Genomic DNA, 26,500 nt, shown 5'->3' on the forward strand with positions numbered 1-26,500 from the left:
TTTTCTCGGGTGCGTTTTTATTTTTCACCCGCGGGTACCATTTTTATAAAAGGAAAAGGAGTGATGGACATGCCTTGGTCGATGAAGGATTATCCAGCTTCATTGAAAAACCTTGAGAAGCCGGTGAAGAAAAAAGCAATTGAGATTGCGAATGCGATGATTGATGAGGGCTATGAGGACGGACGTGCGATCCCGATTGCGACAAGCAAAGCAAAGGAATGGGCGGAAAACGCCTCTAAAGAAGAGATTGATGATTTCCTCAAACATGATGACGAGACAGAACACGATGAGGATTCCAGCAGCGGCGGAGACCCTGAACTCATGGATAAAGCGGAGCATGTCATCAAGCATAAAAACGGCTGGGCGGTCAAAGCTGAGGGTGCCAAACGTGTGTCTGAGATCAAGGATACAAAAAAAGAAGCCATTGAACGGGCAAAGGAAATCGCAGCGCATAAAGGCACTGAGGTGATTGTTCATTTGGCTGACGGAAACGTGCAGCGAAAAATCAAAACAGGATCATAACGCGATATGCTATTCGATGTTTCGGATTCGGCAGGAGCGGTTATTGATTGATAAATCATTTATGAGAGGTGAATAGAATGATTAGCTTTTTGGTTTCATTAGTTGTTGCTATCGTAATCGGATTAATCGGGAGCGCCATTGTAGGCAACCGGATGCCGGGTGGGATTTTCGGCTCTATGATTGCCGGGCTGATCGGCGCTTGGATCGGACACGGACTCCTCGGTACTTGGGGACCGAGCCTCGCAGGCTTTGCTATTTTCCCAGCCATTATCGGGGCCGCCATCTTCGTGTTCTTGCTGAGCCTCGTATTCCGCGGTCTGCGGAAGGAAGCCTAAACTCATTTGATACAGGAGGCATCGTTTCGAATTGAAACGATGCCTTTTTATATGGGACCTTATCCGAATCCCTACATATCATGTTACATAACAGGGAAAAATTCAGTAATGGATTTTGAACATTTTCGGTTGACAAGAAACTGGGAAGATCATATGATGTAGATAAAATAATTTGCCTTAAGGAAACTCTTTGTTGTACGGCAAAAACAATCAGAATTCAGGTGAGGTATGATGAACAAGGACATCACAGCACAATCTCCCCGTTCCAAAGCAGTCCAAGATGCGCTTGACGGGAAAATCAGAGGATTCAGAGGGCTGCTCCCTTTTCTTGGTCCTGCGTTTATAGCAGCCATCGCCTATATTGATCCCGGCAACTTCGCAACGAATATATCAGCGGGTTCTAAATATGGATATATGCTGCTATGGGTGATTTTATTTTCTAATATCATGGCGCTGTTAATCCAATCACTATCCGCTAAACTCGGTATTGCGACAGGCAAAAATCTGCCTGAGGTTGCCCGCGAAGAATTCCCAAAGCCCGTCTCCATCGGATTATGGATTCAGGGCGAGCTGGTCATTATCGCAACTGATCTGGCGGAATTTATCGGAGCGGCTCTGGGACTGTATTTGCTGTTTGGCATCCCTATGCTTGAAGCGTCAATTATAGCGGCGGTCGGATCTTTCGCGATATTGGAGCTTCAGCGCCGCGGTTATCGATCACTTGAAGCCGGCATTGCCGGTATGCTGTTTGTAGTGGTGATCGCCTTTGCGCTGCAGACTTTTTTTGCAAAGCCTGATGCCGTGTCAGTGATGAAGGGCCTATTTGTCCCGACGTTTCACGGTACTGACAGTGTGCTTCTTGCAGCGGGGATTCTTGGCGCCACCGTTATGCCGCACGCCATTTATTTACACTCAGCCCTTACACAGCGGCGGGTGGTCGGCAAAACTGATGCTGAACGGAAAAAAATCTTCAGATTTGAGTTTATTGATATTTTAATAGCGATGCTGATTGCAGGTGCTATTAATGCGAGCATGCTGATTGTGGCTGCCGCATTATTCTTTAAAAACGGCCTGTTTGTCGAGGATCTTGATATCGCATTTCAGCAATTCGGACATCTTGTCAGCCCTGTGTCAGCAGCTTTATTCGGAATTGGACTGCTCGTTGCCGGACTATCCAGTTCATCTGTCGGCACACTTTCAGGCGACGTGATCATGCAAGGATTTATTAATTACCGCATCCCGCTGTATGTAAGGCGGTTTATCACGATTATTCCGCCGATCCTGATCATCGCGTCAGGCGTCAATCCGACGTCTGCTCTCGTGCTGAGCCAGGTTGTGCTGTCCTTCGGCATCGCCTTTGCCTTAATCCCGCTTATTATGTTTACAAGCAATAAACGGATTATGGGCTCACTGATCAACGCAAAATGGGTCACAGTTGTGTCTTGGCTGATCGCTGTATTGATCGTCGCTTTGAATGTGTTTTTGATTGTTGATACGTTTCGTTAGAAAAAACCGGCTGGAGAGGCCGGTTTTTTTGTTTTGTCTAAAACTCATTGATATGCTTTTTGACAGAAATTTGTTATGATAAAAGAAAAAAATCGGAGTTTTGATGATGTCAGTATTTATTCTGTTTTATTTATGGATTGTTCCTATTGTAATCGGTATTTTATGTTCTGTTGCTGCCTATAAATCCAAGGGGAAAATGAGAGTCGCGCCTGGCATTGCCATGATCGTGCTCAGTATCATTTCCTTAATCACCGCGTTTACGGCCGGGCATACGAATTTTCACGTGTTTATCGGCGGCATGTTTTTATTCGGCACATTATTGGTCGGTTCTGCTTTTCCTTTCTTTTTCGGGCTTAAGAAAAAAGAGAAATAAGCTTATAAAGACATGGGCTCTGTCAGATGTGACAAGAAAAAACATATGAAACATACAAGGACAAATGCATCTTCTTGCTTTGAAAGAAGATGCATTTGTCCTTTTGTCTGTTTCGAGCAATGCAAACCATGAAGGCCGTGATAAACACAACAATATTTCCCAACATGTTACCCCCCAATTATCCCCAATAAAAAACAGAGGCCGCTAAGGACCCCTGTTTTTTAGAATAACCGTTTTAAACTTTTCTTCAGTGACGGCATTTCAATTTTTTGGTTTTCGAAGAAATTTTTCAACATGTATTTGCTGAAGCCTTTTGCCTGTCCGTAGGTGATTTTGCCGGGAAGCGGCGGTTCGTTTCCGATCATGACATCCACAACAACCGGCTGATCTGAGTGCAGCGCCGCATGAAAAGCCGGCGCAAGCTCTTCCGCTCTGGTTACTTTGATGCCCTTTGCGCCGCAGCTTTCTGCAAATGCGGCATAGTCGACGTTTTGAAGGTTTGTGGCATAGTCGATATTGCCTTTGACCTGCTGCTCATACTCGATCATGCCGAGATTTTCATTGTTTAAAATGACGACGGTGATCGGGAGCTTGTATTTGACGGCCGTCGGGAGATCCTGCATGACCATGGAAAAGCCTCCATCACCACAGACAGCGATTGTCTGGCGTTCTGGTTCGGCCAAGCTTGATGCGATCGCTCCCGGCAGGCCGCAGCCCATTGTCGCAAGCCAGCTGGAAACGATAAAATCCTGGTTCGCATTCATTTTGAAATGACGCGCCATCCAAACTGTCACAGTGCCGACATCTACAGAGAGCACCGCATCATCGGCAGCCGCTTCCTGAAGACGTGCCACGACCTGCTGGGGTTTAAGCGGTGTTGCCGCCTCTGTCTCATCTTTTTCAATTTCGTTCCACCAATGCTGCATATGTTCTGTGCAGGCATTCAGGAATCTTCTGTCTTCCTTCCGCTCAATATACTCCGTCAATTCGCGCAGACCGAGCGCAGAATCGCAGACAAGACCCGCTGTCACCGGATAGCGTTTTCCGATTTTCGCCGGATCTGAATCGAGCTGGATGGCCGGTGTGTCATCAGGCAAATAATCACGGTACGGGAATGACGTTCCGAGCATGATTAATAAATCGCATTCCTCCATTGCCTCGTAAGCCGGCTTCGTGCCGATCTGCCCGAGGTTGCCGAGAAAATGCGGGTGCTTATCAGGAACGACGCCTTTTGCCGGGAGCGTGACCACGATCGGCGCGGCGGCTTTGTCAGCAAATTCCAAAAGCTCCTGTTTTGCCTTTTTCATTCCCTGCCCCGCCAAAATAATCGGCTTTTTGGCGTTATTAATATATTGCGCACAGGTGACGAGCTGCTCCTTTTTCGGTTCAAGGTTCCCTTCTATATACACTGGTGAAGTGTACACGGGCTCGCGTTTGATTTTCTCCGCAAACAAATCATCAGACACGCTCAATACCGCAACGCCTTTTTTGCTGTAGGCGGTGCGAATAGCCTGATTCAAGAGATCCGGCAAAGATTCCGTGCTATGTACCTCTCTGTTGAACACAGCCACGTCCTCAAACATTTGCTCAAGCTTGATCTCCTGAAAATAATCCCGTCCGACTTCACCTGATGAAACCTGTCCCGCAATCGCCAGCACAGGGGCGCCATCCGCTTTTGCATCATATAATCCATTTAATAAGTGCACCGCCCCCGGCCCTGCGATCGACAGGCAGACGCCGATTTTGCCGGTGAGTTTCGCCTCAGCCGCGGCTGCCAGCGCCGCCACCTCTTCATGTCGGGTTTGAATGAATTTCAATTGATTTCGTTCATGTCTTAATTCCTCAATAAATTCATTTATACTGTCTCCGGGGATGCCGTAAACATGTTCAACTCCCCATTGTTCGAGCAGTTCTGTCATTGCTTGTCCTGCAGTTTTATGTGCCATGCCGTATCCTCCTTTTCCCTTTTCTCAATACCACAGGAGAAGGGCTTTGAAACCCGGAGACCTGAATCACTTGCCCAGTCTTCTTTTGAACAGGTCGATCACCGCAAGCATGCTGGTATCCTTAAGGATGACAGTTACATCTCGATCGCCGTTCTTAAAATCGTTTATTTGCCTTTTTCGGTTCGGCACCATTAAAAGCGGCAAATGGTGCGGAGAGAACCACTTTAAACGCGCTGTCTCCGCACTGTCAGCAATCGCTTTTCCGCCTGTTATGATACCTGCAAACACATGCTGTTCATCTTGAAACTTCGGCCTTCGATAAACACCTATTTTCGCAGAAAGCGCGGCGCTGTATCCCGTTTCCTCCAAAACCTCCCTGACTGCCGCTGTCTCAGCCGTTTCCCCGGGATCGATCGTGCCGCCCGGCAGATCCCATAAAGGAACGTCTTTTCGTTTTACCAGCAGGATCTGATGTGTTTCGTTCGATACAATGTCAAATGCCCCTTTCGTATCCATCGCCATTTCTCCTTTTCCCGCAAAAAAAGACCAAGGTGATTCCCTTGGTCTCTAGAGCACTACTTTTTAAAATGATACGGAAGCGTGGCCACTATTATGTCCTTTTTCCAGAACAGCCGGACTCTGAGAAGGAAGGCTGATTGGTTGTGAAGGATGGTGTGCCAGCGTTTTTTTGTAATAAATTGCGGAAACAGCACCATGACGGAAAACTGTTTCTTCTTCGCTTTTGCTTCTACCGTTTCCAAAAACTTATCAAACGGGTGGACGAGGCTTCTATACGATGAGTGAAGCGTAACGAGACGCACGCCGTTATCAAGCTCTTCCCAGCGTTTTTCAACTTTCTTTTCCTGTTCTCTGTCAAATGACACGTGAACGGCAATGACCTGATCGGACAGTGATTTCGCGTATTGAATCGATTTTTGCACGACAGTCGTGACACCGGCTACAGGCACAATGACAACCGTGCCTTTGATTTCTTCCGGCTGTTGATCTACGATGCGAAGCTGTTCGCCAACAGCTGTATAGTGATTTTTAATCACATAAAACAGCAGAACGACGATAGGCATAAAGATTAAAACCGGCCATACGACATTAAACTTCGTCACAAATAGGATGGACAGAACCATAAACGAAATCAAAGCGCCACACGCGTTGATGAGCATTTTTCCGATCCAGCCTTTTGGTTTTTGCTTGTTCCATTTGATGCACATGCCGGTTTGCGAAAGCGTAAATGGAATAAATACGCCGACAGCATATAACGGGATTAAGTGCTCTGTCTGTCCACCGGAAAACAGGATGAGCACAATGGAGGCAATGCCTAAAAAGATAATTCCATTTGAGAAGCCCAAACGGTCGCCTCTGACTGTAAACATACGCGGCATATATTGGTCTTTCGCCAGGTTGAAGGCAAGCTGCGGGAAGGCTGAAAATCCCGTATTCGCCGCAAGGACCAAAATAAGTGATGTCACACCTTGAATGACATAGTAGAACACATTTCGCCCGAAGGTTTCAGACGCAATCTGTGAAACCACCGTTTCATTTGGCTTTGGCGCCACTCCATATCCGTATGCGAGCGCCGTAATGCCGGTAAACAGAATCGCCAGCAAAATCCCCATCATCGCAAGCGTTCTTGCCGCGTTTCGCGCAGGCGGGTTTTTAAAGGCAGGAATCGCGTTAGAAATGGCCTCAACCCCTGTCAGCGCCGAGCAGCCGGAAGAAAAAGCCTTAAGCAGCAAAAACAGTGTAATGCCGGCTACCGGTGTGCCGAGCGGTGTATGATGGGCTGGCTGGTCAATTTGCCCCGTCATGAGTTTGAATAATCCGACTCCAATCAGAACCAAAAGCGCCACCACAAACAGATACACCGGATAGGCTAGAATCGATGCCGATTCTGATAGACCGCGCAGGTTCAAAATCATAATGACTATTACAAGAAAAACAGCGATCGGCACATGATAATGATGCAATGCAGGAAAGGCCGACGTGATGGCGTCTGTGCCTGCGGAAATACTGACCGCTACCGTTAAAATATAATCGACAAGCAATGAACCGCCTGCGATTAATCCCGGCTTTTCACCGAGGTTTTCTTTTGAAACGACATACGCTCCGCCGCCCTGCGGGTAAGCGTAAATAATCTGCCTATATGAAAGAATCAGTGCGAGCAGCAATATGAGAACGCCAACTGCAATCGGAATGGAGTACCAAAAAGCGGCAGCACTGACTGTTGCCAAAATGATCAAAATTTGTTCTGTCCCATATGCGACAGATGACAGCGCATCAGAAGAAAGCATTGCCAAGGCTTTTAATTTCGTCAGCTTTTGCTCTCCGGCTGCTTGAGATTTTAACGGTTTCCCAATCAAAAAACGTTTGATTGAATGATACATCATTGATGTTTTCTCCTTTTAATTTCTGATTTTATTAGAACAATAAAACATCAGCATCTGCATTCACATAATAGAAGAGTCCTTTCTGCTATGATGTCTCTGTATGCGATTTACATTCTAAAAAATGAACGGCAAAAAACACAGAGGCAAACGGATGCCCCTGTGCCATCACATCGAACACAGGTTTCATTCATCTCCTCTCACGAACGCTTACGAGGTTAGCTGACGGATTCGGGCATATGAGAGTTTGCCCTACCTAAAAAGGATTCACCCCTACGGCAAAAAGCCGTTCTAATGGGTCCCCCGCTCTGTTTTCAGATTAAGCGATTTGTTTTCTAAAAGAGATCATACTCCCGTTCAAGCACGTTGTAAAGAGGCTTATTGGCTGAGCGAAAAAAATAAAATGACAGGTTCCACAAATGGAATTTACATACCAAAAAACACAAAAAACAGAGGCTTGATTTGCCTCTGTCTTTTATATTTGATCATGTCCCAAACGGCGTTAAAAACCCTTGAGGCCTCGGAAACCGAGCACCGGGGCTGAAATGGCCTCTGTTTATTCCGTATCTGTCTTTCTTTTTCTTCGTCTTGCGGCAATCCAAATGAACACTGCCGCAATCACTATAATCAGTGCAAGCACACCAATATAAAGCCATTTCTGGCTATAATCCTGTGATGATTGCTCAGCACTGGAACTGCTTGTTTCCGATTTGAGCTGCTGGTGGTTTGAAAACACCTGCTGGCTGTCAGTTTCATTTACGACGGTTGCCGAGTCATCGGTGCTGTTCAGATCATTAATGATCTCTTTTGTGACGGCGGCGCCTGTTCCTTTAGCCGGTGCAAAAACAGCCATCGTGTAGCGTGAATCCCAAAGAGATTTTTGGGTAAACGCCACTTGTTTTGTCGTCTCATTCAGCATGTCAAAACCTGATACATCAAACGAGCCGTTCTTCGCTTGCGGAACTAGAAGATCTGATGATTTCTCCTTCAGAAGAGAAAATTGATTGATGCCTCCTATGAAAATGAGGTTCCGCTCTTTGGCATCATTTGCGGTTACATCAGATGATTTCTTCACCGTGTATGCATACTGCGCTTCGCTGCCAAAGGACTCCGTTACGAGTGAAAGCTCCGCAAGCTTCGAATGACTGACATTGTCAGGGAGCACGATCAGCGTTGTCCGTTCCTGAGTTCCGGCATAAGGAAGCGGCCACTCTTGAAAATCTGCTGACGGCGAAATGCCTTTCATGCCATAAGATAGGGTACTGCTTTTATCGATAAAGACCCATTTTTCTTCATCGGTCGTGTTGCAAGGATTGTTTTCCTTTAACCCCGTTGTGACAAACTGAATATCAATATAACGGTTTTTTTGCAGCAGTTTAGGATCCACTTTTACCGTGACATGATAGAACCCGTTTTTATCTTCTTTTCCTAATTCATCAAGCCGGACAGAGTGCGGCTGGCCGTTGATCATGATCTTCAGCTCTGCGGCCTGAGAAGCTGATTCGTTTTCTGCCGTTGGGGCTTGAATCGTTTCGGACTTTTTCAGCTTAAGCGACAGCTTCGCGGATTGGTTTTCATCTAAAACCGCCGAAGCCGGGTAAAAGTAATGTGCTGAAGATGTTTTGTCAGCTCCAATTGTCATATCATCGGCTCCAAAATTCTCGAGGGTCAGCTTATCGCTTTCCTTTTTTTCTGCCTGCTGAAGCTTGCTGATAGAGAGTGTCTCGCCGCTGAGCTGGCCTGTGTATGTTTGATCCGTGATGACGCTGATTTTTTCACTGAGTACGTCATCGGATGCCGCTTGTGCAAACAGAACCGGCTGCTGCTTGCCCTCTGCTTTCAGCACCCGCTCCGCAAGCAGAAGGTGTTCTCCTTTTGCCTGTAAGCCGGCTTGTTTCATAAGCTTCTTCACCTTGCCGTTCCAATGCTTGTCCACTCCGATGAAAATCGTCGGTTTGTCGATTTTTTTCAGATCAGATTCCGTGATATACGAAATGCTGACACTGCTGTCCACCGTTTTCAAATAGCCTTCTGTTTTGACTGCAGCTTCAATTTCCGCCGAACTTGGGTCATCCGGAATGACGATGGCGGTTTTCTCCGCTGTCGTTCCCGATTGGGCGAAAGGATACGGATAATGGTCCAGCGATGTACCCTTCGCTTCACTGCTGTCCGCCAGCGTCAGACGGCTGTCCGGATAAATTTTGATCCAGTTGCCGGACGTATCCTGTCTGACGCAGACACCCTCTTTCATCACCCCGTAAAACTTCAGCGATACGCTGTGATAGCCTTGGGCAGACTGGCTTTTATTCAGGTTCAGCTTCAATGTTTTCCGTTTGGAATCACCATCAAGCTTCAACGTTTTGACCGGTTCATCGTCAATGACAGCCGTTAAAGATGATGGAGAAATTAAAAGATTTGATGCCTCGTATTCAATCACCAATTGCTGGTTGCCGGAAGAGGCGCCTGCCGGGATCTGATACGTCAGCTCTGCGCTGTCTTTTGATCCGTACAGTGTGATCAGGTCACTTGTCAGGACCTGCTGTTTGGCTTTTTCTTGGCTGTTTTTTCCGAGGAGCGAACCGCTGACCTCCACCTCTTTGGCAAAAGCCGCTTGCCCGGTCATCGCCAGCACCATGAGGCTTGTGAGAAAAATCATTATTTGTTTCAAAAAGGTCACCCGCTTTTATGTTGATTGTATCGTTCTGTTTTGTACCATTTGACCTCTTGCTTGAATAAACGGTGCTTGATTTCTACAAATAAAGAATAGATGACCAGCACAATCCATGCCTGCGAGTATGTAAAGTACATAAGAAATACGATAAAAAAGTTTTGCTTGTTCATTTCTGTTTTTTCAATGCTCAGCGTAATCATGACCTCTGTCATAAATAAGAAGAACGCCAGGATCCAGAGAATCATCGCCAAAAATCCGACCGACAAATGCAAATCATAAAACAGATTCACGACAAATATCGTATTTGACATGATCACGCCAAAGAAAAACAGAAAGTACGTAAAGAAAAAATAAAACAAATCAAAGATAATCCGTTTTCGTTTCAGCTTAAAAAACTGCGCCAAAAATTTCAGCACGACATATTGATTGCCGCGCGCCCATCTGGTGCGCTGGCGCCACCACACTTTCCACGTTTCCGGCTCCTGCTCCCAGGTGATGGCGGCAGGGAAAAAGCGGATGTGATAGCCGAGGTTATACACCCGGATGGTCAGCTCTGTATCCTCAGCGAGCGCTTTGTCATCCCAGCCTCCGAGCTTTTCGATAATGCTTCTGCGGATCGCGAAGTTAGTGCCTGGGATAGTGGCGATTTTAAACCACTTCCATCTGCCTCCCTGAGCCATCCACTGAAAACAAATCGTTTCGATATTAATAAACTTCGTTAAGAGCGTTTTTGCCGCATTGATAACGCGGAATTTTCCTACCACGGCTCCTGCCTTTTCGTCATTCATCAGGCCGAGCACGAGATAATACACGGCCATTTTCTCAGGCGTGTTGTCGGCGTCATATACACAGATCACGTCGCCGTTTGATTCGGCAAAACCGGAGTTCAAGGCTGAGGATTTGCCTTTTCCAGCGTTTGGCGGCTCCGTCATCACCATTTTGATGAAATCGTATTTCGCGGAAAATTCATTGACGATATCACCCGTCCGGTCTGATGAATTGTCATTAACCACGATAATCTCCAGCCGGTCCTTCGGATAATAAAGGTTGACCATCGCCTTCAGCGTCTGCCGAATGACAACCTCTTCGTTATGCGCAGGGATAAGGACACTGACCTTTGGCAGCTCCTTCATGTTTTCTCTCCACTTCGGGATATTCCGTTCGAAGGTCATATAGTGGCGGAACCCGCCCTGCATGAGGAACATGTGGTAGAGAAGCATAACCCATATTAAACTTAGCGAGATAAAGAACAGCGTATTACCCAAGGCTTCTTCTCTCCTTAAAAATTCGTTTTTTCAAAGTGGCTCTCAAGTAAAACGTATAACTGACAAACATGACAACAAATAAGAGCACGATTGCGGAGAGAATCCATAACGCTTTTTCCAGAGGGGTTTGCCGATGATGATCGAAAAACTCGTCAATGGCGCTTACGCCGTTTTTTACCTGAATCGTTCCGTCACCGCTTGTATGAATTTCCACTTTGTCTGTTTTGACGGTTTGTTTCGTTTTCTTTAAATCAAGCCATTCACTGTCCGGAATGCGCTCCATCTGGTTAACCAGCTCCGGCAAATATTTCATCCCGAGATACGGGTGATAAAACCCTCCGGCAACTCCGCCTTCAAAATCTATCATCTGGGAGATGTGCTCCTCCATATCGCCGAGCGGGTTTTGCTTAGATGTATCGACAAAGCCGATCGTTTCCGGATACAGCGTCATGCCGTGCAGCATCGAAGGAGTGGTCACATACGGAGATGCGCCGGATGTTTTCCAGGTGGCGCCGCTGAGCTGGACCTGGCCGAAAATACTTGTAAAATATTGCGAAGCGATTTGATAGCCGTATTCTGACATTGTGTAATGAGGCGCTTCAAACGCCAGCGGGTAGAGGCCCGATGATGTCAAATCCTCAATAGCCCGTGTCAGCTTCTGCTTTGTATAAGATTCTTCCTTTTCACGAAATGGTTTCAGATAGCTGTTGTAGGCTTGTTCGTTCGGGAAGTCCTGTTCGTTTTCCAAAATGGACGGGGGGTCTTCGGCATTTCCAGATGTAATTGGCTGATCCGCCTTTGCATCCCAAAATTCAAAGCCCTCTCCTGTTTCACTGTAGCGATAAGCGTGGGTATAGCCGTGAACAATGATGCTTCCGCCCATGCTTTGCAGCTTTTTCAGCACTTTGACCATCTTTGGTTTATCAGACAAATACACTTTGTCACCTGTTTCCGGGTTCAAGTAAACCGGAATCACGGCCAGAATAAAAGGAACATGCCGCTTATACAGATATGTACCGGCTTGAAGGAGCAATTTTTCATCAGACATCGGGCTGATATCCTCGAGGCGCAAATACAATAACGTCGTCCCCGCTTTCTCACCGAAAGCTTCCCTGAGCTGTTTCGCCACGATCAAATTGTCATTTAACAAATTCGTTAATCCAATGTACACATTCGCTTTTTTTGTTTTCCATATAAAAGAATGCGTTTCGCCGTCGTCATCTGATTTGAAGGTATAAAGCGGCTTTCCTTTCAGACCTGATACGCTCAGCACGTTAAGCCCGCTCTCCAAAGACACATCCGTCTTTTCCGACCTGCTGTGGACCTGAAAGACATTTTCTTTCTCAGCTAATGAAAGCCCGGAAAATTGGCTGATTTGGCCTGCGTTATAGCCAATGGCGACAACAGGTTTTTTTACGCTGCTGATAAGAGACACCAGTTTTTTGCTGAGCTTTCTTTTCGTTTGCCCATAATAAATCACACGATCTTTTCCTTTTACATCAGAAGCTTCAACATCCGAGTCTTTTTTGACTGTCACGCGTGATGTAAAGTGCCCCGCAAGCAAATCGAGCATTTTGACTTGAGACGACTCTTTGCCGTTTAAGGTTGAATAGATGATGAGAATGCCGGCATCCCGCTCTTTCGCTTGTGCGGAAACGGGAAAAGCCGCAATAGCTGAAAGCAGAAGCGTTACGACGCAAAGCAGCGTGATTCTTTTATAGTTCATTCATCATCATCTCGTTTTCCAGTTCATCTAAAAATTGATCTGCTGTTTTGATATCTTTGCGGTAAGGCAAATAGCAGACGTGGAACGTAAGCGTCACATACTTGCCATTTTCCAGCTGATACGTGTCTAATTGTTTTTTCAGCTTTGTCAGGACGGCCGGCATATGTTCAGCAGGCGTATGCGTCAGCACGATCCCGATACGCTCGTCGGAGGGACGGAATTTCTTATCCGTTTCCCTGACGCTTGACCTGATTTGCTGACTGACATATTGGAAGAGACGGTCCGTTTCTTTATCACCGTACAAAGACTTAAACTCTTTGAAATAATGCATGTGCAGCAGCAAAAACACGAAAGAATTGCCATAGCGCTCCGCCCGCTTGATTTCCTCTGAAAGCTCCAGCCTCATCCTCTGCTTGTTATCAAAGCCGGTCACTCTGTCAACAGCGACAAAGCTTTTGATTTCGGATTGAAGCCGTGTAACTGAGCGCCGGAGCCCGGCTGCAATGTCGTGGATTCTTCCAGATATAAATGAAAACAGCAAAAGCGCGATCCCCCACACAACAAGCGTTCGCAGCCCTTCCTCAGCCGGAAAGAGCACAGCCTGTCCAGTTTGAAAAAACAGCATTAAGGTGCCGAGAACAAAGAGCACGATTAACGTCACTGCCAGCGCGTAAATCGGTCCGAACCAAATGCCTGCGGCGATGACGACAAACGTGATGCTAAGGATCAAAGCGCCTTCCGATTGCTGGGCTGACACATAATAAATAAACAGAGACAGGGCTGCGATGAGCCCTGAAAAATAAGAAAATAATTTTTGTGATTCATTGAATGATAGTTTCATTAAAAAGCTTCCTTTCGGCTAACAGCGGCAGCAGATTGTCAAAAGAATGCGTCTGAGTGCCGCTCATATAACCTCCATAATACGATTGCACCGGATCAAGGATTTCAAAGTCATTCATTCTGTCATATATCTCTTTAATAACAGAGCTGTCTTCATGCTGCTTCGTTAGAAACAATACGGCTAATGCGTATACGGATGGCGACTCATATTGAACGGCTGGCTCCTTCGTGTCTGCCGAATATCGCCCGTACAGCTTTCCGTTTGTTTGAAATTTCTGCTTGATCCAGTCCGCTAAAACAGCGGCTTTTTCATCCCCTTCCGGCAAGTTCCAAGCGGCGTACAACTGGTCAATCAGGTTCACTTCACTGTCATAGGTGTATTCCTTTGTTTCCGAGCTGTACGTCTTTGGCAGAAAGCCGTTTTTTAATGGAGCTGAATAGAGAACATCGGCATTCCGCTGTTCTGTTTCTTCGTCTATGATTCCATTCTTCTTTAAGACAGCTAACGCATCAGGCATGACGTATGAAATCGTCACATCCTTTGAAGCAGCCTGTGAGTCGTAAAAATCTGTAAATAACCCGTTGTTCATATTGTATGTCTTCAAGGCTTCGCCGATATTCCGAGCCGCTTGCGCATAGTCGCTGCGATCCCATTTTGCGGCGGCTTGGTCAAGAGACAGCATAATTCTCATATCATCTATCAGCGCATTCGTCCCGCTCGCTTGGCCGTTTTGAATCTTCCATGTTACCAAGTGATTGCTCATCAGAAATGAGTCAGTCAGATGCTGGTATTGCTCCTGAAAATGCGGGGCGTCATTTTTGCTGACGAGAAACTCCATCCATAGGCCGAGAGATTCTGATAAATAAGAAGACTGGTCTGACAAGTCAGTTTTGATCAGCCCTTTGCCATTCATTAGATTGTGATAGATGAAATACTCCGCCGGCTGAAGCGGGCTGGCGTTCGTTTCTGCCGCTGACTGAATTTGAGTCTTGTTTCCAGCCTCAGCGCCCCCTGCAGACAGCCCGATAGATAAGAACAATAAGATGACAGCGATTAACACATGCCTCACAGGAAAAATCCCCCTTTGTCGCCTGAAGCGAATCAGACGCTCACAAATATATGCAGACGAAAAAATGACTGCCATGTTACAAAGTACATTTACTATAAAAGAAAAAATTACAGATTACTAGCTTTTTTTCCCCTTTTTGAACAGTTAAAAAAAGGTAGATAAGCCCGATAGAAAAACCTGTGCGGAACGCACAGGTTTTCTGTTATTTATCCAAACCGAGTTTCTTCAGCTGTTCTGCCAGCGCGGTATTAATCGGCTCATCTTTATTTTGTTTTTTCATATAAGAGGAAACGTCCCGTTTGGAAGCACGGGCTTTATCTTTGTTTTTTCGTTTTTCAAATACGGAAAGCTTCTCACGGTGCCCGCACACACACGCGAAGGTCTGGCCCTCGCCTTGGCCGCGAAGCTCCATTCTTTTGTGGCAGTTCGGGCAGCGCGCGTTTGTTTTACGGGCAACCGTTTTTCTGTTTCCGCATTCACGGTCTTGGCACACGAGCATCGTGCCGCGTTTGCCGTTTACTTTCAGCATCATTTTGCCGCATTCCGGACACGCCGTTCCCGTGATGTTGTCGTGTCTGAAGGTTTGGCTGCTGTTTTTGATTTCTTTTACCGTTTGGTTAGCGTAAGCTTTCATGTCCTTAATAAAGACAGCAGATTTTAATGCACCGGCGGCGATCGCAGACAGCTTTTGCTCCCATTCCGCCGTTAAGGCCGGTGATTTTAGATCCTCCGGAACAAGCTGCAGGAGCTGTTTTCCTTTAGATGTGATAAAAATATCTTTGTCTTTTTTCTCGATTAAAAAGCTGTTGAACAGTTTTTCAATGATGTCGGCACGCGTTGCCACCGTGCCGAGGCCGCCTGTTTCTCCGAGCGTTTTGACGAGGCCTTTTTCTTCTCCTTGCATAAAAGCGCTTGGGTTTTCCATCGCCGACAGCAGGGTCCCTTCGTTAAAGCGGGCAGGCGGCTTCGTTTGGCCGCTTGTTTCAATTAATGTGCGAACGGCTAAAGCATCGCCTTTTTGAAGGGCCGGAAGTGTTTGGTCTCTGTCATCCTCCTGCTCATCATCCTCATCTGCCATATCATAAACGGCTTTCCACCCTTGCGACTGCACGGTTTTGCCTTTCGCCGTAAAGGTTTCTCCGCCGATTTCTGCGATGACCTTTGTCTCCTCATATTCGAATGCCGGCATTAATACAGCAAGGAAACGTTTCGCAATCAGGTCATACAGCTTTCGTTCTTTATCACTCAGGCTGCTGAGAACGAGCGGCTCTTCTGTCGGGATAATCGCGTGGTGGTCTGACACCTTCGCGTCATTGACGTAGCCTTTATGGGATTTGATACCTCGTTTTTTAATTTGGCTGACATATTGGGCATACGGTTTGACTTCCATGCCTTCCAGACGGTCTTTTAACGTCGGAACGATGTCACTGGTTAAAAACCTTGAGTCTGTCCGCGGATACGTGACGAGCTTATGCTGCTCATACAGCTTCTGCAGGACAGAAAGCGTTTCTTTGGCAGAAAATCCGAAGCGCTTGTGGGCGTCACGCTGCAGCTCCGTTAAATCATAAAGGGCAGGCGCAAAGCTTTTTTTCGCTGTTTTTTTCAGCTCAGCAATGACCGCTTGCTTTCCTTCGAGGTCTTTCATCAAACGGCTTGTTATGTCTTGATTGAATGTTCTCGTTTGCTTTGATTTTTTATCCTGCCACGTCAGCGTCATGCCATCGACCGCCGCACGGATGCCGTAATACGGAACCGGCTTAAATGCTTGAATGTCTGCTTCTCGCTTTGCGATCATGGCAAGTGTTGGCGTCTGCACACGCCCGCATGAGAGCTGGGCATTGAATTTTGTGGTGAGTGCACGAGTCGCGTTAATTCCCACAATCCAATCCGCTTCCGCTCTGGCGACGGCAGAATGATACAGGTTTTCGTATTCTTTACCGCTGCGCAGCTTTTGAAAGCCTTCCTTGATTGCTTTATCCGTCACAGATGAAATCCACAGCCGTTTGATCGGCTTGCGGACGTTCGCTTTTTCAATGATCCAGCGCGCAACAAGCTCCCCTTCCCGGCCTGCATCAGTCGCGATGACAATCTGATTGACATCTTTACGGGTAAGCTGGGATTTGACCGCATTGAACTGTTTTCCGGTTTTCTTAATCACTACAAGCTTTAAGGGTTCTGGGATAATTGGCAGATCCTCGAGCCGCCATGATTGAAATTCTTTTCCGTAGCCTTCCGGATCAGCAAGTGTCACCAAATGGCCCAAAGCCCAAGTCACAATATATTGATCACCCTCGAGATAACCGTTTCCTTTTTTATGGCACTTCAGCACCCGGGCTAAATCCCGGCCGACTGAAGGTTTTTCAGCTAGTACAACTGTTTTTGACATACTTGATCACTTCTCTTTCTTTCACGCTCATCCTGTTATTATAACAGACTTCGCGCAGCACTCTCTAACCGCGCCCGTTATTCGTGTCAATTTCTGAGAAAATGACGTGAGTGACGGTTTGCGCGTATGGCGATGTTTTGTTGATGAAATCTTCTACCGCTTCAAGGCTTTCGGCATTGATTTTCAGCATATAGCAGGCCGCGCCAGCAATCCGGTAGCAAAATTCGATATTCGGCAATGTTTGAATATAGCTTTTGAACCGCTCGTAATCCGCGTTTTTGACGGTCGCTTCCACAATACAGGAAACGGGAAGCCCGAGTTTTTTCCGATCGACTTCCAGCGTGTATTGCTTGATGATCCCGAACGATTCAAGCTGCCTCACCCGTTCTGTCACGGATGGCGGTGACAGCTTGATTTTCCTGCCCAATTCCCTCATCGACAAACGGCTGTCCTTCTTCAGCTCCTCAATGATATTCAGATCAATCTGGTCAAGTTTCATTTCAACATCCTTCTTTTATGATTTTGTACACATTATCTCGGGTATTTTTGTAAATGACAAGTACAGTTCCCTAGAAAAGGCATATAAAAATGAAAGTTTTCCGAACATTTTCTGAAAGCGGTCATATGCGCTCTCCGGATTGTTTATCATATATAGTGAAAATGTGTCCACAAGGAGGGCGATTTATGCTGCAAACGCCGATCGGAAGACTGCGCACGATGGGTTTTATTGAAGGAATGTCACTCTTAATCCTGCTGTTCATCGCCATGCCGCTGAAATATTGGGCAGGCCTTCCGCTTGCGGTGACCATTGTCGGTTCGGTTCACGGCGGATTGTTCATTTTGTATTTGCTTGTTTTGGCGTATGCGGCTTTCTCTGTCAAATGGCCGCTGAAATGGTCAGCCGCCGGGTTTATCGCCGCTTTTGTCCCATTCGGGAACTTTTTGTACGACCGCGGATTAAGAAAATATAAATAAGAAAACGCGAAAAAGGCTGGATCTTTATGATCCAGCCTTTCTTAGTTAAAACCACTTTGTCAGCCACGCGATATAGTAGGCGCCCGGGATAAACAAGAGCTGGGCGAGGAGCGTACCCGCCACCCTTGAGGTAACCATTGTGATAGAGGTCCACTTTAAATACGTATAGCTTCTTTTTCCTTTTGCCACGTCATCAGCGAGAACAGATACCTTAGGATCAACAAAAATGGCCAGCAGCATCGTCGCAATCCCGTTGATCAAACCCGATGCCATGACCGCTGTCGTGCTGCGCTCCGGCGCCAGAAGGCCTGCGTATAAAGCCGAAAGCACGCCGATCGTATAAATGGATGTAATCAGCATGTTGATGACAAACAAACGCTTCGGGATCAAGCGGATGTCAAACCCTTTTACATATGAAAGAGACGGCAGACGCAAATAGGAAAGGGCATTTTTGAATCCTTGTTTCGAGAATCCCTTTTGAAACACTTGTAAAACAGAGCCGCCGCCGCCCGCCAAGTGAATAATCGCCCGTGAGAAAAGAGCGACAAAAGACGGAAGCAGGATAATGCCCAGGATGGTGCCGACTGTCGATCCGAAAATCAAGAAGCGGAACTGCTCGCTGACAATCGCCAGGGCGTTTTTTCCCGCATCATCAATTAAATGTCCGGTAAAGGGCTGCTGCACCATGTTCGACATTCTGGATACGATGACCATGACATTAAACAGAGAAAGCGCGGACGCAATAAATCCAACGCGGGCCCCGGAAAGCCTGGTGGCATAAGCTAAAGTTTCTATCGAGTGAATCAGTAATAAAAAACAGAAAATAAAAAGTACTTGTGTTGTAATGACATGCACGTTATTCTTCCTCCAATTTCATCCTAGAGATAAGACTATAGAGAAGATAAAGAGGTTTCAGTTTCCAATAAAAAAACCGCCGGCTCGCGCCGGGCGGTTTGTCTTATTCTTTTCTATACGCAAATAAAGATTATATCATCCGCACATCGGGCGGGTTAGATTCATAAAGCATTGTTCCGAAGAATCACTCTTGAAAGTAAACACCATGGAAATTTCTTGAACACAAGACAACGAAAGCCCTACCTCTCAATCGTCACTGCGGCTCCGAAGCCGCGCCAGTGTGAATTGTAAAACAAAAAAGTCTTTTTTCCATCTCATCGTTAGGGGCGATTTGTTATGAAGGAAAAGAATAAGGGCAGCTGGTTTGCTGCTCGTGAAGCGGTAAAGCTTCTATCTCAAAACAGAAAAAAGAAGTTTACTTTCTTTTTTATTTGCTTATTTTTCTTGCTTAGCTATTCATGATAACATATCGCCCCTGCAAATACAACCTTTTTATAATTCGAGTGAGACTGGCGTTTTCTCTCCGGCATTCATCAATCTGATATCCTCCGGTTGAATTTCAAGAATCACCAGATTTGGATCATCCTTGCCGTCAAACCAGCGTTCTAATTTGGAACTCCATATTTTGTCCTTCAGTTCAGCCGAATTGTTGATTTTGGCTTTTCCTGCAACCTCGACATACGCGTCGCCAAAGCCTTCACAATCATAGCCTAATAAAATGTGGACATTAGGGTTGTTCTCAATCTCTTCCGTTTTATGAGTTTCTTTGCTTGTTGGTGTGTAGATCGTCAGCCCGTCATGGAAAAAAGTCATGTAGCGGGAATGCGGCTTACCCTTTTGAACCGTTGCGAGCGAGCCTACTTTATGGTGTTCTAGAACATCTAGCACTTTTTGTTTGATATCTTGCTGATTCATTGTGAATCACTCCTTTTTAACGTCTCCGCTGTTACTTTTCCACATCCGGGGAAGATTTAAACAAGAAAATGCGCGTTTTATTTTGATTCTTTCCATTCACGCTTCAGCATGCTGTAATACACAAGATCATGATACCTGCCGTTAACAAATAAGCCGTCCCGCGCCTTCCCTTCCTCTTGAAAGCCGAGCCGCTCCGGGACCGCCCGGCTTTTTTGATTTCCGACAGCCGCACATATTGCAACGCGGTTCAGTCCAAGCTCTTCAAAGGCATACGTGATGAGAGTCCGGCAGGCTGCCGTCATGATGCCTTTTCCTTCATATTCTTGGGCAATCCAGTATCCGATTTCCGCTTTTCGATTCACTTGATCAAGGTTATGCAGTCCGATCATGCCGCATAGGCTGCCGTCATAAAAGAGCCCCGCTTCGATGCCGTTCAGGTCGGCATATTGCCGCCGCCAATCTGGAATGAGTGTTTCTCTATACGTTTCAGCGCTGCTTGGGTTTTCCGCAAAAAACAGCCACCGGCCGAGCCGCTGCTTATTTTCGATAATGAGTTCGGCAAGCCGATCCGCATCCTTTGGCTCCAGCAATCGAATGGTGATGTGCTCATTTACCTTGCAGGTGAACATTCCCTCGCCCTCTTTCCTTTTTTACCCATTATAGCGGTGATTCTGTTTTTTTCAATACAAAAAAGGATGGGCTGTTTAAGCCCCATCCTTAAATTCTCGGATCCGTAAAGATATCATGTTTATCTGTGCTCGTCGAAGACATTTCCGTCACGACGGCACCTTCTTCCCCGGCCTGGAACCAATGCTTCGTGTTCGGCGGGATCGTATATTGCTCGCCTGGTTCAAGCTCAATTTCGTGCCAGACTGTATAGTGTTCTCTGTCCTCTTGCGGAGGGAGAACCTTTGGAAGCGGCGTTTTTTCTCCTTCTACATAAAGATATACTTTTCCGTAGCGGCAGCGGAATGTCTCCTGCTTGCCTTCCTGGCCGTCGACCGGCGGATGGCGGTGTTCCGGGCACGTCTGTCCCGGAAACAGCACCAGTTCCTTTGAGCAATAACGGTCTGTATTCACGTAGATGAAGAGCTGGAGCCCGGCTTTTCTTTCTTTTCCTAAGCCATAGTCCATCAGCTGTATTTGGTCTACTTCCTCATCCGTTAATACAATACCTGCTTTTTGATAATAGCTGTTTACTTCCTCTTTCGTGATACCCACATGTTTCACTCCCTCTTATGTCGTCACAAAACTGCCGCCATTAACGTGCAGTGTTTGGCCTGTCATGTAAGATGACTCATCTGAAGCCAGCAGCACATAAGAGCCAACGAGCTCAACAGGCTGTCCAGGACGGCCCAGAGGCGCATTTTTTCCAAATTGAGCGACTGTCTCTTCTGAGAATGTAGACGGAATTAATGGCGTCCAAATTGGTCCCGGTGCAACTGCATTCACACGGATTCCATCACTGGCAAGCGCCTGTGCCATTGTTCTTGTAAAGGCATTGATAGCACCTTTTGTCACTGTATAATCAATCAGTTTCGGGTTCCCTACGTACGGATTGATGGATGTCGTGTTGATAATAGTACTGCCCGGTTTTAAGTAATCAATTGCTTTTTTAGTCAAATAAAATTGAGAATAAAAGTTTGTTTTGAATGTGCGGTGAAGCTGTTCACTTGAAATTTCTTTGATGCTGTCCTTCGGATGCTGTTCACCGGCATTGTTTACAAGGATATCTAGGCCGCCTAGCTCCTTGACCGTTTTTTCAACCGCTTCATTGCAGAACTCCTCCTCGCCTACGTCACCGGGGATCAGCAGGCATTTTACACCTTCTTGTTCTATACGCTTTTTCGTCTCTTCGGCGTCCCCATGCTCATCTTTATACACAATGGCGATGTCAGCGCCTTCCTTTGCGTAAGCGACGGATACCGCGCGTCCGATCCCGCTGTCGCCGCCTGTAACGAGCGCTGCTTTTCCTTTTAATTTGCCAGAGCCTTTATAATGTTCGTACTCATACACCGGGGTTGGATTCATTTCACTTTCGATTCCCGGCTGGCGATTTTGGATTTGTCCCGGCAGTTCGTTTGGATAATTTGTCATGATGATTCTCCTCCTTTGTTTTTCATGTCTATTTGTTGAGTACCTCACATGTTCTACTCATAAACATGGATTGGCACCTTCACATTGCTTTATTAGAAAAATGTTTCACATGAAACGTAAGGAGGAAATAACTTGCAAAGGGGGTTGCTGAATGATTAACATGCTTTCTAAAAAATTCAGCCGGCCAAAGGGCGTATTCGGCATGCTTGCCGGGTACATCATGGCAGCTGAAAATCAGACACTGAATCAGTGGACAATCGATCAGCTTGGGGTCAGACGCGGAGACAGCATTTTAGAAATCGGGTTCGGCCCGGGATACTGCATGCAGCAGATGCTGAAACGCGAAAAGGCCGTTGAGCTTCATGGGATTGATATATCAGAAGCCATGCTGAAGCTGGCCGCCCGCAGAGTAAAATCGAAAGGTGTGCGTTTGATACAAGGAAACATTGAGACATTCCCTCTCGCCGCCTCGTTTTATGATAAAGTGATTTCCGTTAACAACTACACCATTTGGAATGACCAGACAAAAGGCGTGAGACAGATTTATCGGGCGCTAAAGCCCGGCGGCAAAGCAGCGATTACGATGCAGCCGCGGGAAGCGGACGCCAGTCCCGAAAAAACCAAATCATTTGGACAACAGATGATTGCCGACTTCAAAGCAGCCGGCTTCGAAGATATTGAGCTGCACTTTAAAAACATTAAGCCTGAGCTTTCCGTCTGTGCAACTGCAAAGAAGCCCGTCACATAAGTGACGGGCTTCTTTTTTACGAATGAACGGCCTGCTTGCGCAAGACGTCTTTTTTTACCTTGCCGAGGTTATTTTTCGGCAGTTCGTTCACGAATTCAACTTCAGGTATTTTGTAAGCGGAAAGGCGTTCCTGGCAAAATGCGACGACGTCCTCTTCCGTTATACGCTGGCCGCCGTTTGTCACGATAAAAGCGCGCGGTTTTTCTCCGTACAGCGGGTCTGGTATACCGACCACAGCCGTTTCAAGAATTCCCGGGATCTGCTGGATGACTTCCTCAACCTGATCCGGATAGACGTTATCGCCTCCGTAAATAATGACATCCTTGTAGCGCCCCGTGATGAAAATAAAGCCATCTTCATCCACATAGCCTGAATCTCCGGTTTTGAACCAGCCGTTTTGCAGCACTTTTGCTGTCGCTTCAGGGTTGTCTTCATAGCCTTTAAATAAGAATGGCGTGTGAACAACGATTTCGCCGATTTCACCTTGAGGGAGTTCTTCTCCCGTCTGAGGATCTTCGACTTTGACTTTAACACCTTCCACAGGTTTCCCCGCAGATGCAGCTTTATCCATTCCCATCTCAGGCATCCATGTGCTGATTCCCCAAGCTTCAGTGCTTCCATAGCCGTGTGCGAGCGGAATGCCGATATCATTATAGCGGCGGATCAGGCTGCTCGGCACTTTTGTTCCGCCTGTCATTAAAATCACAAGCGAAGATATGTCGGTTTGGTGCTTTTCCCATGCTTCGAGCAAATACGTGTAAAACACAGGAAGAGCCATCACGCTTTGAATTTTTTCTTCTTCAATGACCTTCAGCATATCAACAGGATCTTGATCCTTTGTAAAAATGAAAGTCGTTCCTGCAAAGGTTCCCAGCATGATGCAAATGAGCGCACTCGTATGATAAATCGGGTGGCACGCGAGAAAACGAAGGCCCTTCATGCGTGTTGCTGAGCTAGTGGATCTTTCTACATATCTGTATATGCCGCCATGTGTGATCATGCATCTTTTCGGGTTTCCTGTCGTTCCGGACGTAAACATCAGAAGCGCCGTATCATCTGGGGAAACCATTTCAGTTTCGGGCAAATGGTCAGGACCCGCAAACAGAGCTTCAAATTCAGCAGATGTTTCGTAAGCTGTACCTGTTTCCATCATAATCTGGAGTGAAGACAGCTCAGGAAGAACTTCGTTGAGTGTCTCTTTAAACTCCGCTCCGTAAAACATCGCTTTCGGTTCACTCGCTTTTAAAATGCCTGTCATTTCATATGGTTTCAGCTGCCAGCTGACAGGTACCACAACAGCACCTATTTCAAGCGCTGCGAACATAACAGTTGATGCAGGATGCCCGTTTTTGCAAAGCAGTGCGACACGGTCTCCTTTTTGAATTCCTTTTTGCAGCATGGCATTTGCCAGTTGATTAATCCGCTTACGGTATTCTTTATATGTCAGTGTATGAGCTCCGCTTTTTACAGCCTCTATTTCTTCGCTATCCGGCATGTCATGCAGGATCAGATGCTGTAGTGTTTCCATATCGTCATCTCCTATATTCTCATTAATCTTCTATAATTTGTTAGATTTTCTTCCTACCTCACCCATTTTAACCCAAAAAAGATAACTTGTAAAACTATTTCATTTTGGAATTATTCCATTGATGAATGATAAAATAGTCCCGCATTTTCTTATTTTGTGCCCCACCCACATAAAAACACACGCCATTTTTTTGACGTGTGCCGTGCAGGATTACAGGATGTTTTTTTCTTTCAGCCATGTGAAAAATACGCGGTTTAACCGCTGATACAGTTCTTGTTCTCCCTCTTCCTGAAACCCCGCCATGCTTTCTCTGCTCTCGATAATGGCGGAGCTGATTGCGCTTAAAATCTCCGAGCCTTCAGCAGATAATGAATCAGGCGCCATCATCATGAGGATACGTGTCATCCTGAGGGTATTTCCGTCCATGCCATTCACTTCATAAGAGGTGCTGAGATCATATATTTTGAAAAAAGGCAGGACAATTTCATCATTTTTGAGATGATAAAGCGCCATGTTTGTCCCCGGGATTCCCAATCCCCCTTGTTTCTCCCGCTCCGCCAGGCAATCCGCCGCTTTTTTCGGATCACGGATCAAGCCATCTTTCTTCAGCTGCCGGAAAAGCTCTAACAGGAGCATGCTATGATCAGGGTTTGTTTTGAGGTGAGTAAGAGTAAAGTGGCGCAGCACATCTTGCATGACGGCCATATACCGCCCCACGCTTTCCGCCGCTGCCAGCATGTCAGGCACGTCAGCTTGACGCGCCTCTTCCTTCGTGCTTCTTTTTTTCTCAAGAATGAGGGGGATTTTCCGCTTGATATACTGCTTCACCTGATTTGCGTCTTCCTCATTTAAAAGCGGGCTGACCATCATGTAATCAATGTTTTCGTAAGGAATCGGAACGGTGGAAACGATCATATCATACGATTGAACATCTCTGTCCTTCAGCTCGATCAAAGAGGACATGTCAAATGACTGAATTTCCGGAAGCTCTTTCTTCAGTCTGGAAGCAAGCATTTTCGAAGAACCGATCCCGCTTGAGCAGACGACAAGCGCTTTCACTTTTGCTTCTTCTTTTTTGATTTCAAGAGCTGAGCCAAAGTGAAGAACGATAAAAGCGATCTCATCATCAGAAAAGGACATGCCCGGAAAAACCTTTTCCACGCCTTCTTCAATCGCCATATAAAGCAGAAAATAATCGCGCTTGATCTGTTCCTTCATCGGATTGTATATCTCAATATTCTCTTTTATGCGGCTGACGGCCGGCTCCAAGTGGGCGATCAAGCCTTCATATAAAGAGTAGTTTTTCGTGAGATCCATTCTGATTTTGTCTGAAATAAAAGCAATGAGCCGCTTTGTTTGCAGAGCTGTTTCCAGTTCGATTTCCTGCGCTTTGTATTCTGTTTTGTATTTTCGGTTGGCGCTTCGAAGGTGGATTGTAATATAGCCGACCTCCGCCTCCGGAATTGTTACACTGAAGGCACGTTCAAGCTCGCCCGCGATTTCAAGAGCAGAGCTGTATTCTTTCGCACTCTTCAGTTCCTCAAGTTCGGCTTGCTCCATGGTGATGGTTTCCCCAAGCTTGATCCGTTCAATCGCATACGTCAGATGGACGACGAGCGCGATATAGGAGCTGTCGGACAATGAAAAGGCGATTTTTTCTTTCAGCTGAAATAAGATACGCTCCATTTTTAAAAGTTCGCCTTTGCTGACTACGCCGAACATTTTCTCTGATGAATCGGCTTTTCCTTTGATGTTTAACTCAACCGCTTCCAAAAACATTTGGATATCGAGACGGTTCACAATCAAGTTGCCGACAATTTTCCGTTTCGCATTTTCCGGCCCTAAAAGCTGGATGCCAAAGCCTCTTTTACGGATCAATATCAATCCGAAGGGAGAAATCCATTTCTCCAGCTCGTCTAAGTCATAGCTGACCGTGGCATTCGTCACCTGCAGATCATGGGCAAGCGTGTACAGCTTAACCGGTTCCTGAGACTCTAATAACGAACAGAGAATGAGCAGTTTACGTTCGTCCGCGCTATATTCATGCTGTTCGTATGATAAATCAGTCAGCAGCTTTTGTTTGTCCTCGGGACTTCCCACTGCCTTCAACCCTTTACCGGGCTGTTTATCGAGCGTAAGGTTTGCGGTTTCCATCAGTGGCTTAATTGATTTGAGCTCTCTGTGAATGGTTCTCGTGCTGACTTCCATCAGCTCGGCAAGCTCAGTGACAGTGACATATCGGTTTTGCAATAATAAGTGCTTTAACAGCTTTTGTTCTCTGGCAGTCATATACATAAAAAGGCCTCCTAGACAGTCGTGATGTATGGATGAAGTCGCGAGGAA

The 26,500-nt window shown here is 46.4% G+C and carries 23 protein-coding genes and 1 riboswitch; of the genes, 6 read left to right on the plus strand and 17 right to left on the minus strand.

The features are described from left to right. Positions 1-69: 69 nt before the first annotated feature. The 4 genes from V756_RS0109625 (at position 70) to V756_RS0109640 (ending at position 2,736) form a co-directional block, all read left to right on the plus strand. The gene (locus V756_RS0109625) at positions 70-522 is read left to right on the plus strand and encodes a DUF2188 domain-containing protein (RefSeq protein ID WP_024714473.1); all 453 of its coding nucleotides are present in this window, start codon (positions 70-72) and stop codon (positions 520-522) included. 77 nt (positions 523-599) lie between these two features. Continuing rightward, positions 600-857 (plus strand): GlsB/YeaQ/YmgE family stress response membrane protein, encoded by a 258-nt coding sequence (locus tag V756_RS0109630; RefSeq protein WP_003225121.1) that lies wholly within the window; start codon positions 600-602, stop codon positions 855-857. 228 nt (positions 858-1,085) lie between these two features. Continuing rightward, on the plus strand, positions 1,086-2,363 hold the full coding sequence (locus tag V756_RS0109635) for an Nramp family divalent metal transporter (RefSeq protein ID WP_032682067.1): 1,278 nt from the start codon (positions 1,086-1,088) through the stop codon (positions 2,361-2,363). Positions 2,364-2,469: 106 nt separating this feature from the next. Beyond that, positions 2,470-2,736 (plus strand): hypothetical protein, encoded by a 267-nt coding sequence (locus V756_RS0109640; RefSeq protein WP_024714475.1) that lies wholly within the window; start codon positions 2,470-2,472, stop codon positions 2,734-2,736. A gap of 221 nt (positions 2,737-2,957) precedes the next feature. Here the strand turns inward: V756_RS0109640 and V756_RS0109645 are convergent, their stop codons facing one another. The 10 genes from V756_RS0109645 to lrpC all read right to left on the minus strand — a co-directional run bounded on the left by V756_RS0109645 (position 2,958) and on the right by lrpC (position 17,538). Continuing rightward, positions 2,958-4,682, minus strand: a complete 1,725-nt coding sequence (locus V756_RS0109645; protein ID WP_024714476.1) for a pyruvate oxidase — start codon at positions 4,680-4,682, stop codon at positions 2,958-2,960. Positions 4,683-4,748: 66 nt separating this feature from the next. Then, a complete protein-coding gene (locus V756_RS0109650) occupies positions 4,749-5,198 on the minus strand; it encodes an NUDIX hydrolase (RefSeq protein ID WP_024714477.1) in 450 nt (149 codons plus the stop codon). A 59-nt stretch (positions 5,199-5,257) separates the two neighbouring features. Then, positions 5,258-7,081 carry a potassium transporter KimA gene (kimA, locus tag V756_RS0109655; protein ID WP_024714478.1) on the minus strand — a complete coding sequence of 608 codons (1,824 nt, stop codon included), beginning with the start codon at positions 7,079-7,081 and terminating at the stop codon, positions 5,258-5,260. Positions 7,082-7,273: 192 nt separating this feature from the next. Further along, positions 7,274-7,417, minus strand: a riboswitch (cyclic di-AMP (ydaO/yuaA leader). A gap of 220 nt (positions 7,418-7,637) precedes the next feature. Continuing rightward, complete coding sequence (locus tag V756_RS0109665; protein WP_024714479.1) at positions 7,638-9,749, minus strand: cellulose biosynthesis cyclic di-GMP-binding regulatory protein BcsB; 2,112 nt, start codon at positions 9,747-9,749, stop codon at positions 7,638-7,640. A gap of 5 nt (positions 9,750-9,754) precedes the next feature. Then, positions 9,755-11,017, minus strand: a complete 1,263-nt coding sequence (locus V756_RS0109670; RefSeq protein ID WP_024714480.1) for a glycosyltransferase family 2 protein — start codon at positions 11,015-11,017, stop codon at positions 9,755-9,757. Further along, positions 11,010-12,722 (minus strand): DUF2334 domain-containing protein, encoded by a 1,713-nt coding sequence (locus V756_RS0109675; protein ID WP_081719828.1) that lies wholly within the window; start codon positions 12,720-12,722, stop codon positions 11,010-11,012. The genes V756_RS0109670 and V756_RS0109675 overlap by 8 nt, the downstream gene beginning before the upstream one ends. Positions 12,723-12,732: 10 nt before the next feature. Then, positions 12,733-13,584 carry a diguanylate cyclase domain-containing protein gene (locus V756_RS0109680; RefSeq protein WP_024714482.1) on the minus strand — a complete coding sequence of 284 codons (852 nt, stop codon included), beginning with the start codon at positions 13,582-13,584 and terminating at the stop codon, positions 12,733-12,735. Further along, positions 13,565-14,653, minus strand: a complete 1,089-nt coding sequence (locus tag V756_RS0109685) for a glycosyl hydrolase family 8 (RefSeq protein WP_024714483.1) — start codon at positions 14,651-14,653, stop codon at positions 13,565-13,567. The genes V756_RS0109680 and V756_RS0109685 overlap by 20 nt, the downstream gene beginning before the upstream one ends. Positions 14,654-14,855: 202 nt before the next feature. Further along, positions 14,856-17,039, minus strand: a complete 2,184-nt coding sequence (locus V756_RS0109690) for a DNA topoisomerase III (RefSeq protein WP_024714484.1) — start codon at positions 17,037-17,039, stop codon at positions 14,856-14,858. A gap of 64 nt (positions 17,040-17,103) precedes the next feature. Beyond that, on the minus strand, positions 17,104-17,538 hold the full coding sequence (gene lrpC, locus V756_RS0109695) for a transcriptional regulator LrpC (protein ID WP_024714485.1): 435 nt from the start codon (positions 17,536-17,538) through the stop codon (positions 17,104-17,106). A 185-nt stretch (positions 17,539-17,723) separates the two neighbouring features. Between lrpC and V756_RS0109700 the strand changes: the two genes are divergently transcribed. Beyond that, positions 17,724-18,014, plus strand: coding sequence for a DUF3817 domain-containing protein (locus V756_RS0109700; RefSeq protein ID WP_019257503.1), 291 nt, complete (start codon positions 17,724-17,726; stop codon positions 18,012-18,014). A gap of 45 nt (positions 18,015-18,059) precedes the next feature. Here V756_RS0109700 and amj read toward each other — a convergent pair whose 3' ends face one another. The 5 genes from amj to V756_RS0109730 all read right to left on the minus strand — a co-directional run bounded on the left by amj (position 18,060) and on the right by V756_RS0109730 (position 21,881). Beyond that, positions 18,060-18,869: a lipid II flippase Amj gene (gene amj / locus V756_RS0109705; protein ID WP_024714486.1), complete on the minus strand. Its 810-nt coding sequence runs from the start codon at positions 18,867-18,869 to the stop codon at positions 18,060-18,062. Between the two features lie 492 nt (positions 18,870-19,361). Further along, on the minus strand, positions 19,362-19,784 hold the full coding sequence (locus V756_RS0109715; protein ID WP_024714487.1) for a pyridoxamine 5'-phosphate oxidase family protein: 423 nt from the start codon (positions 19,782-19,784) through the stop codon (positions 19,362-19,364). 77 nt (positions 19,785-19,861) lie between these two features. Further along, positions 19,862-20,413 (minus strand): GNAT family N-acetyltransferase, encoded by a 552-nt coding sequence (locus V756_RS0109720; protein WP_024714488.1) that lies wholly within the window; start codon positions 20,411-20,413, stop codon positions 19,862-19,864. Between the two features lie 88 nt (positions 20,414-20,501). After that, positions 20,502-21,005 (minus strand): D-lyxose ketol-isomerase, encoded by a 504-nt coding sequence (gene lyxE / locus V756_RS0109725; RefSeq protein WP_024714489.1) that lies wholly within the window; start codon positions 21,003-21,005, stop codon positions 20,502-20,504. A gap of 15 nt (positions 21,006-21,020) precedes the next feature. After that, entirely contained in the window at positions 21,021-21,881 is an 861-nt protein-coding gene (locus V756_RS0109730; protein WP_024714490.1) for an SDR family oxidoreductase, read from the minus strand. A 151-nt stretch (positions 21,882-22,032) separates the two neighbouring features. Here V756_RS0109730 and V756_RS0109735 point away from each other — a divergent pair, with 151 nt between their 5' ends. Further along, on the plus strand, positions 22,033-22,629 hold the full coding sequence (locus V756_RS0109735; protein WP_024714491.1) for a class I SAM-dependent methyltransferase: 597 nt from the start codon (positions 22,033-22,035) through the stop codon (positions 22,627-22,629). A 16-nt stretch (positions 22,630-22,645) separates the two neighbouring features. Here the strand turns inward: V756_RS0109735 and V756_RS0109740 are convergent, their stop codons facing one another. Both V756_RS0109740 and mtlR read right to left on the minus strand, forming a co-directional pair. Further along, on the minus strand, positions 22,646-24,157 hold the full coding sequence (locus V756_RS0109740; protein ID WP_024714492.1) for a class I adenylate-forming enzyme family protein: 1,512 nt from the start codon (positions 24,155-24,157) through the stop codon (positions 22,646-22,648). Positions 24,158-24,367: 210 nt separating this feature from the next. Further along, positions 24,368-26,452, minus strand: coding sequence for a mannitol operon transcriptional activator MtlR (gene mtlR / locus V756_RS0109745; protein WP_024714493.1), 2,085 nt, complete (start codon positions 26,450-26,452; stop codon positions 24,368-24,370). Positions 26,453-26,500: the final 48 nt, after the last annotated feature.

Source organism: Bacillus tequilensis KCTC 13622, from assembly GCF_000507145.1.
GTDB lineage: Bacteria > Bacillota > Bacilli > Bacillales > Bacillaceae > Bacillus > Bacillus tequilensis.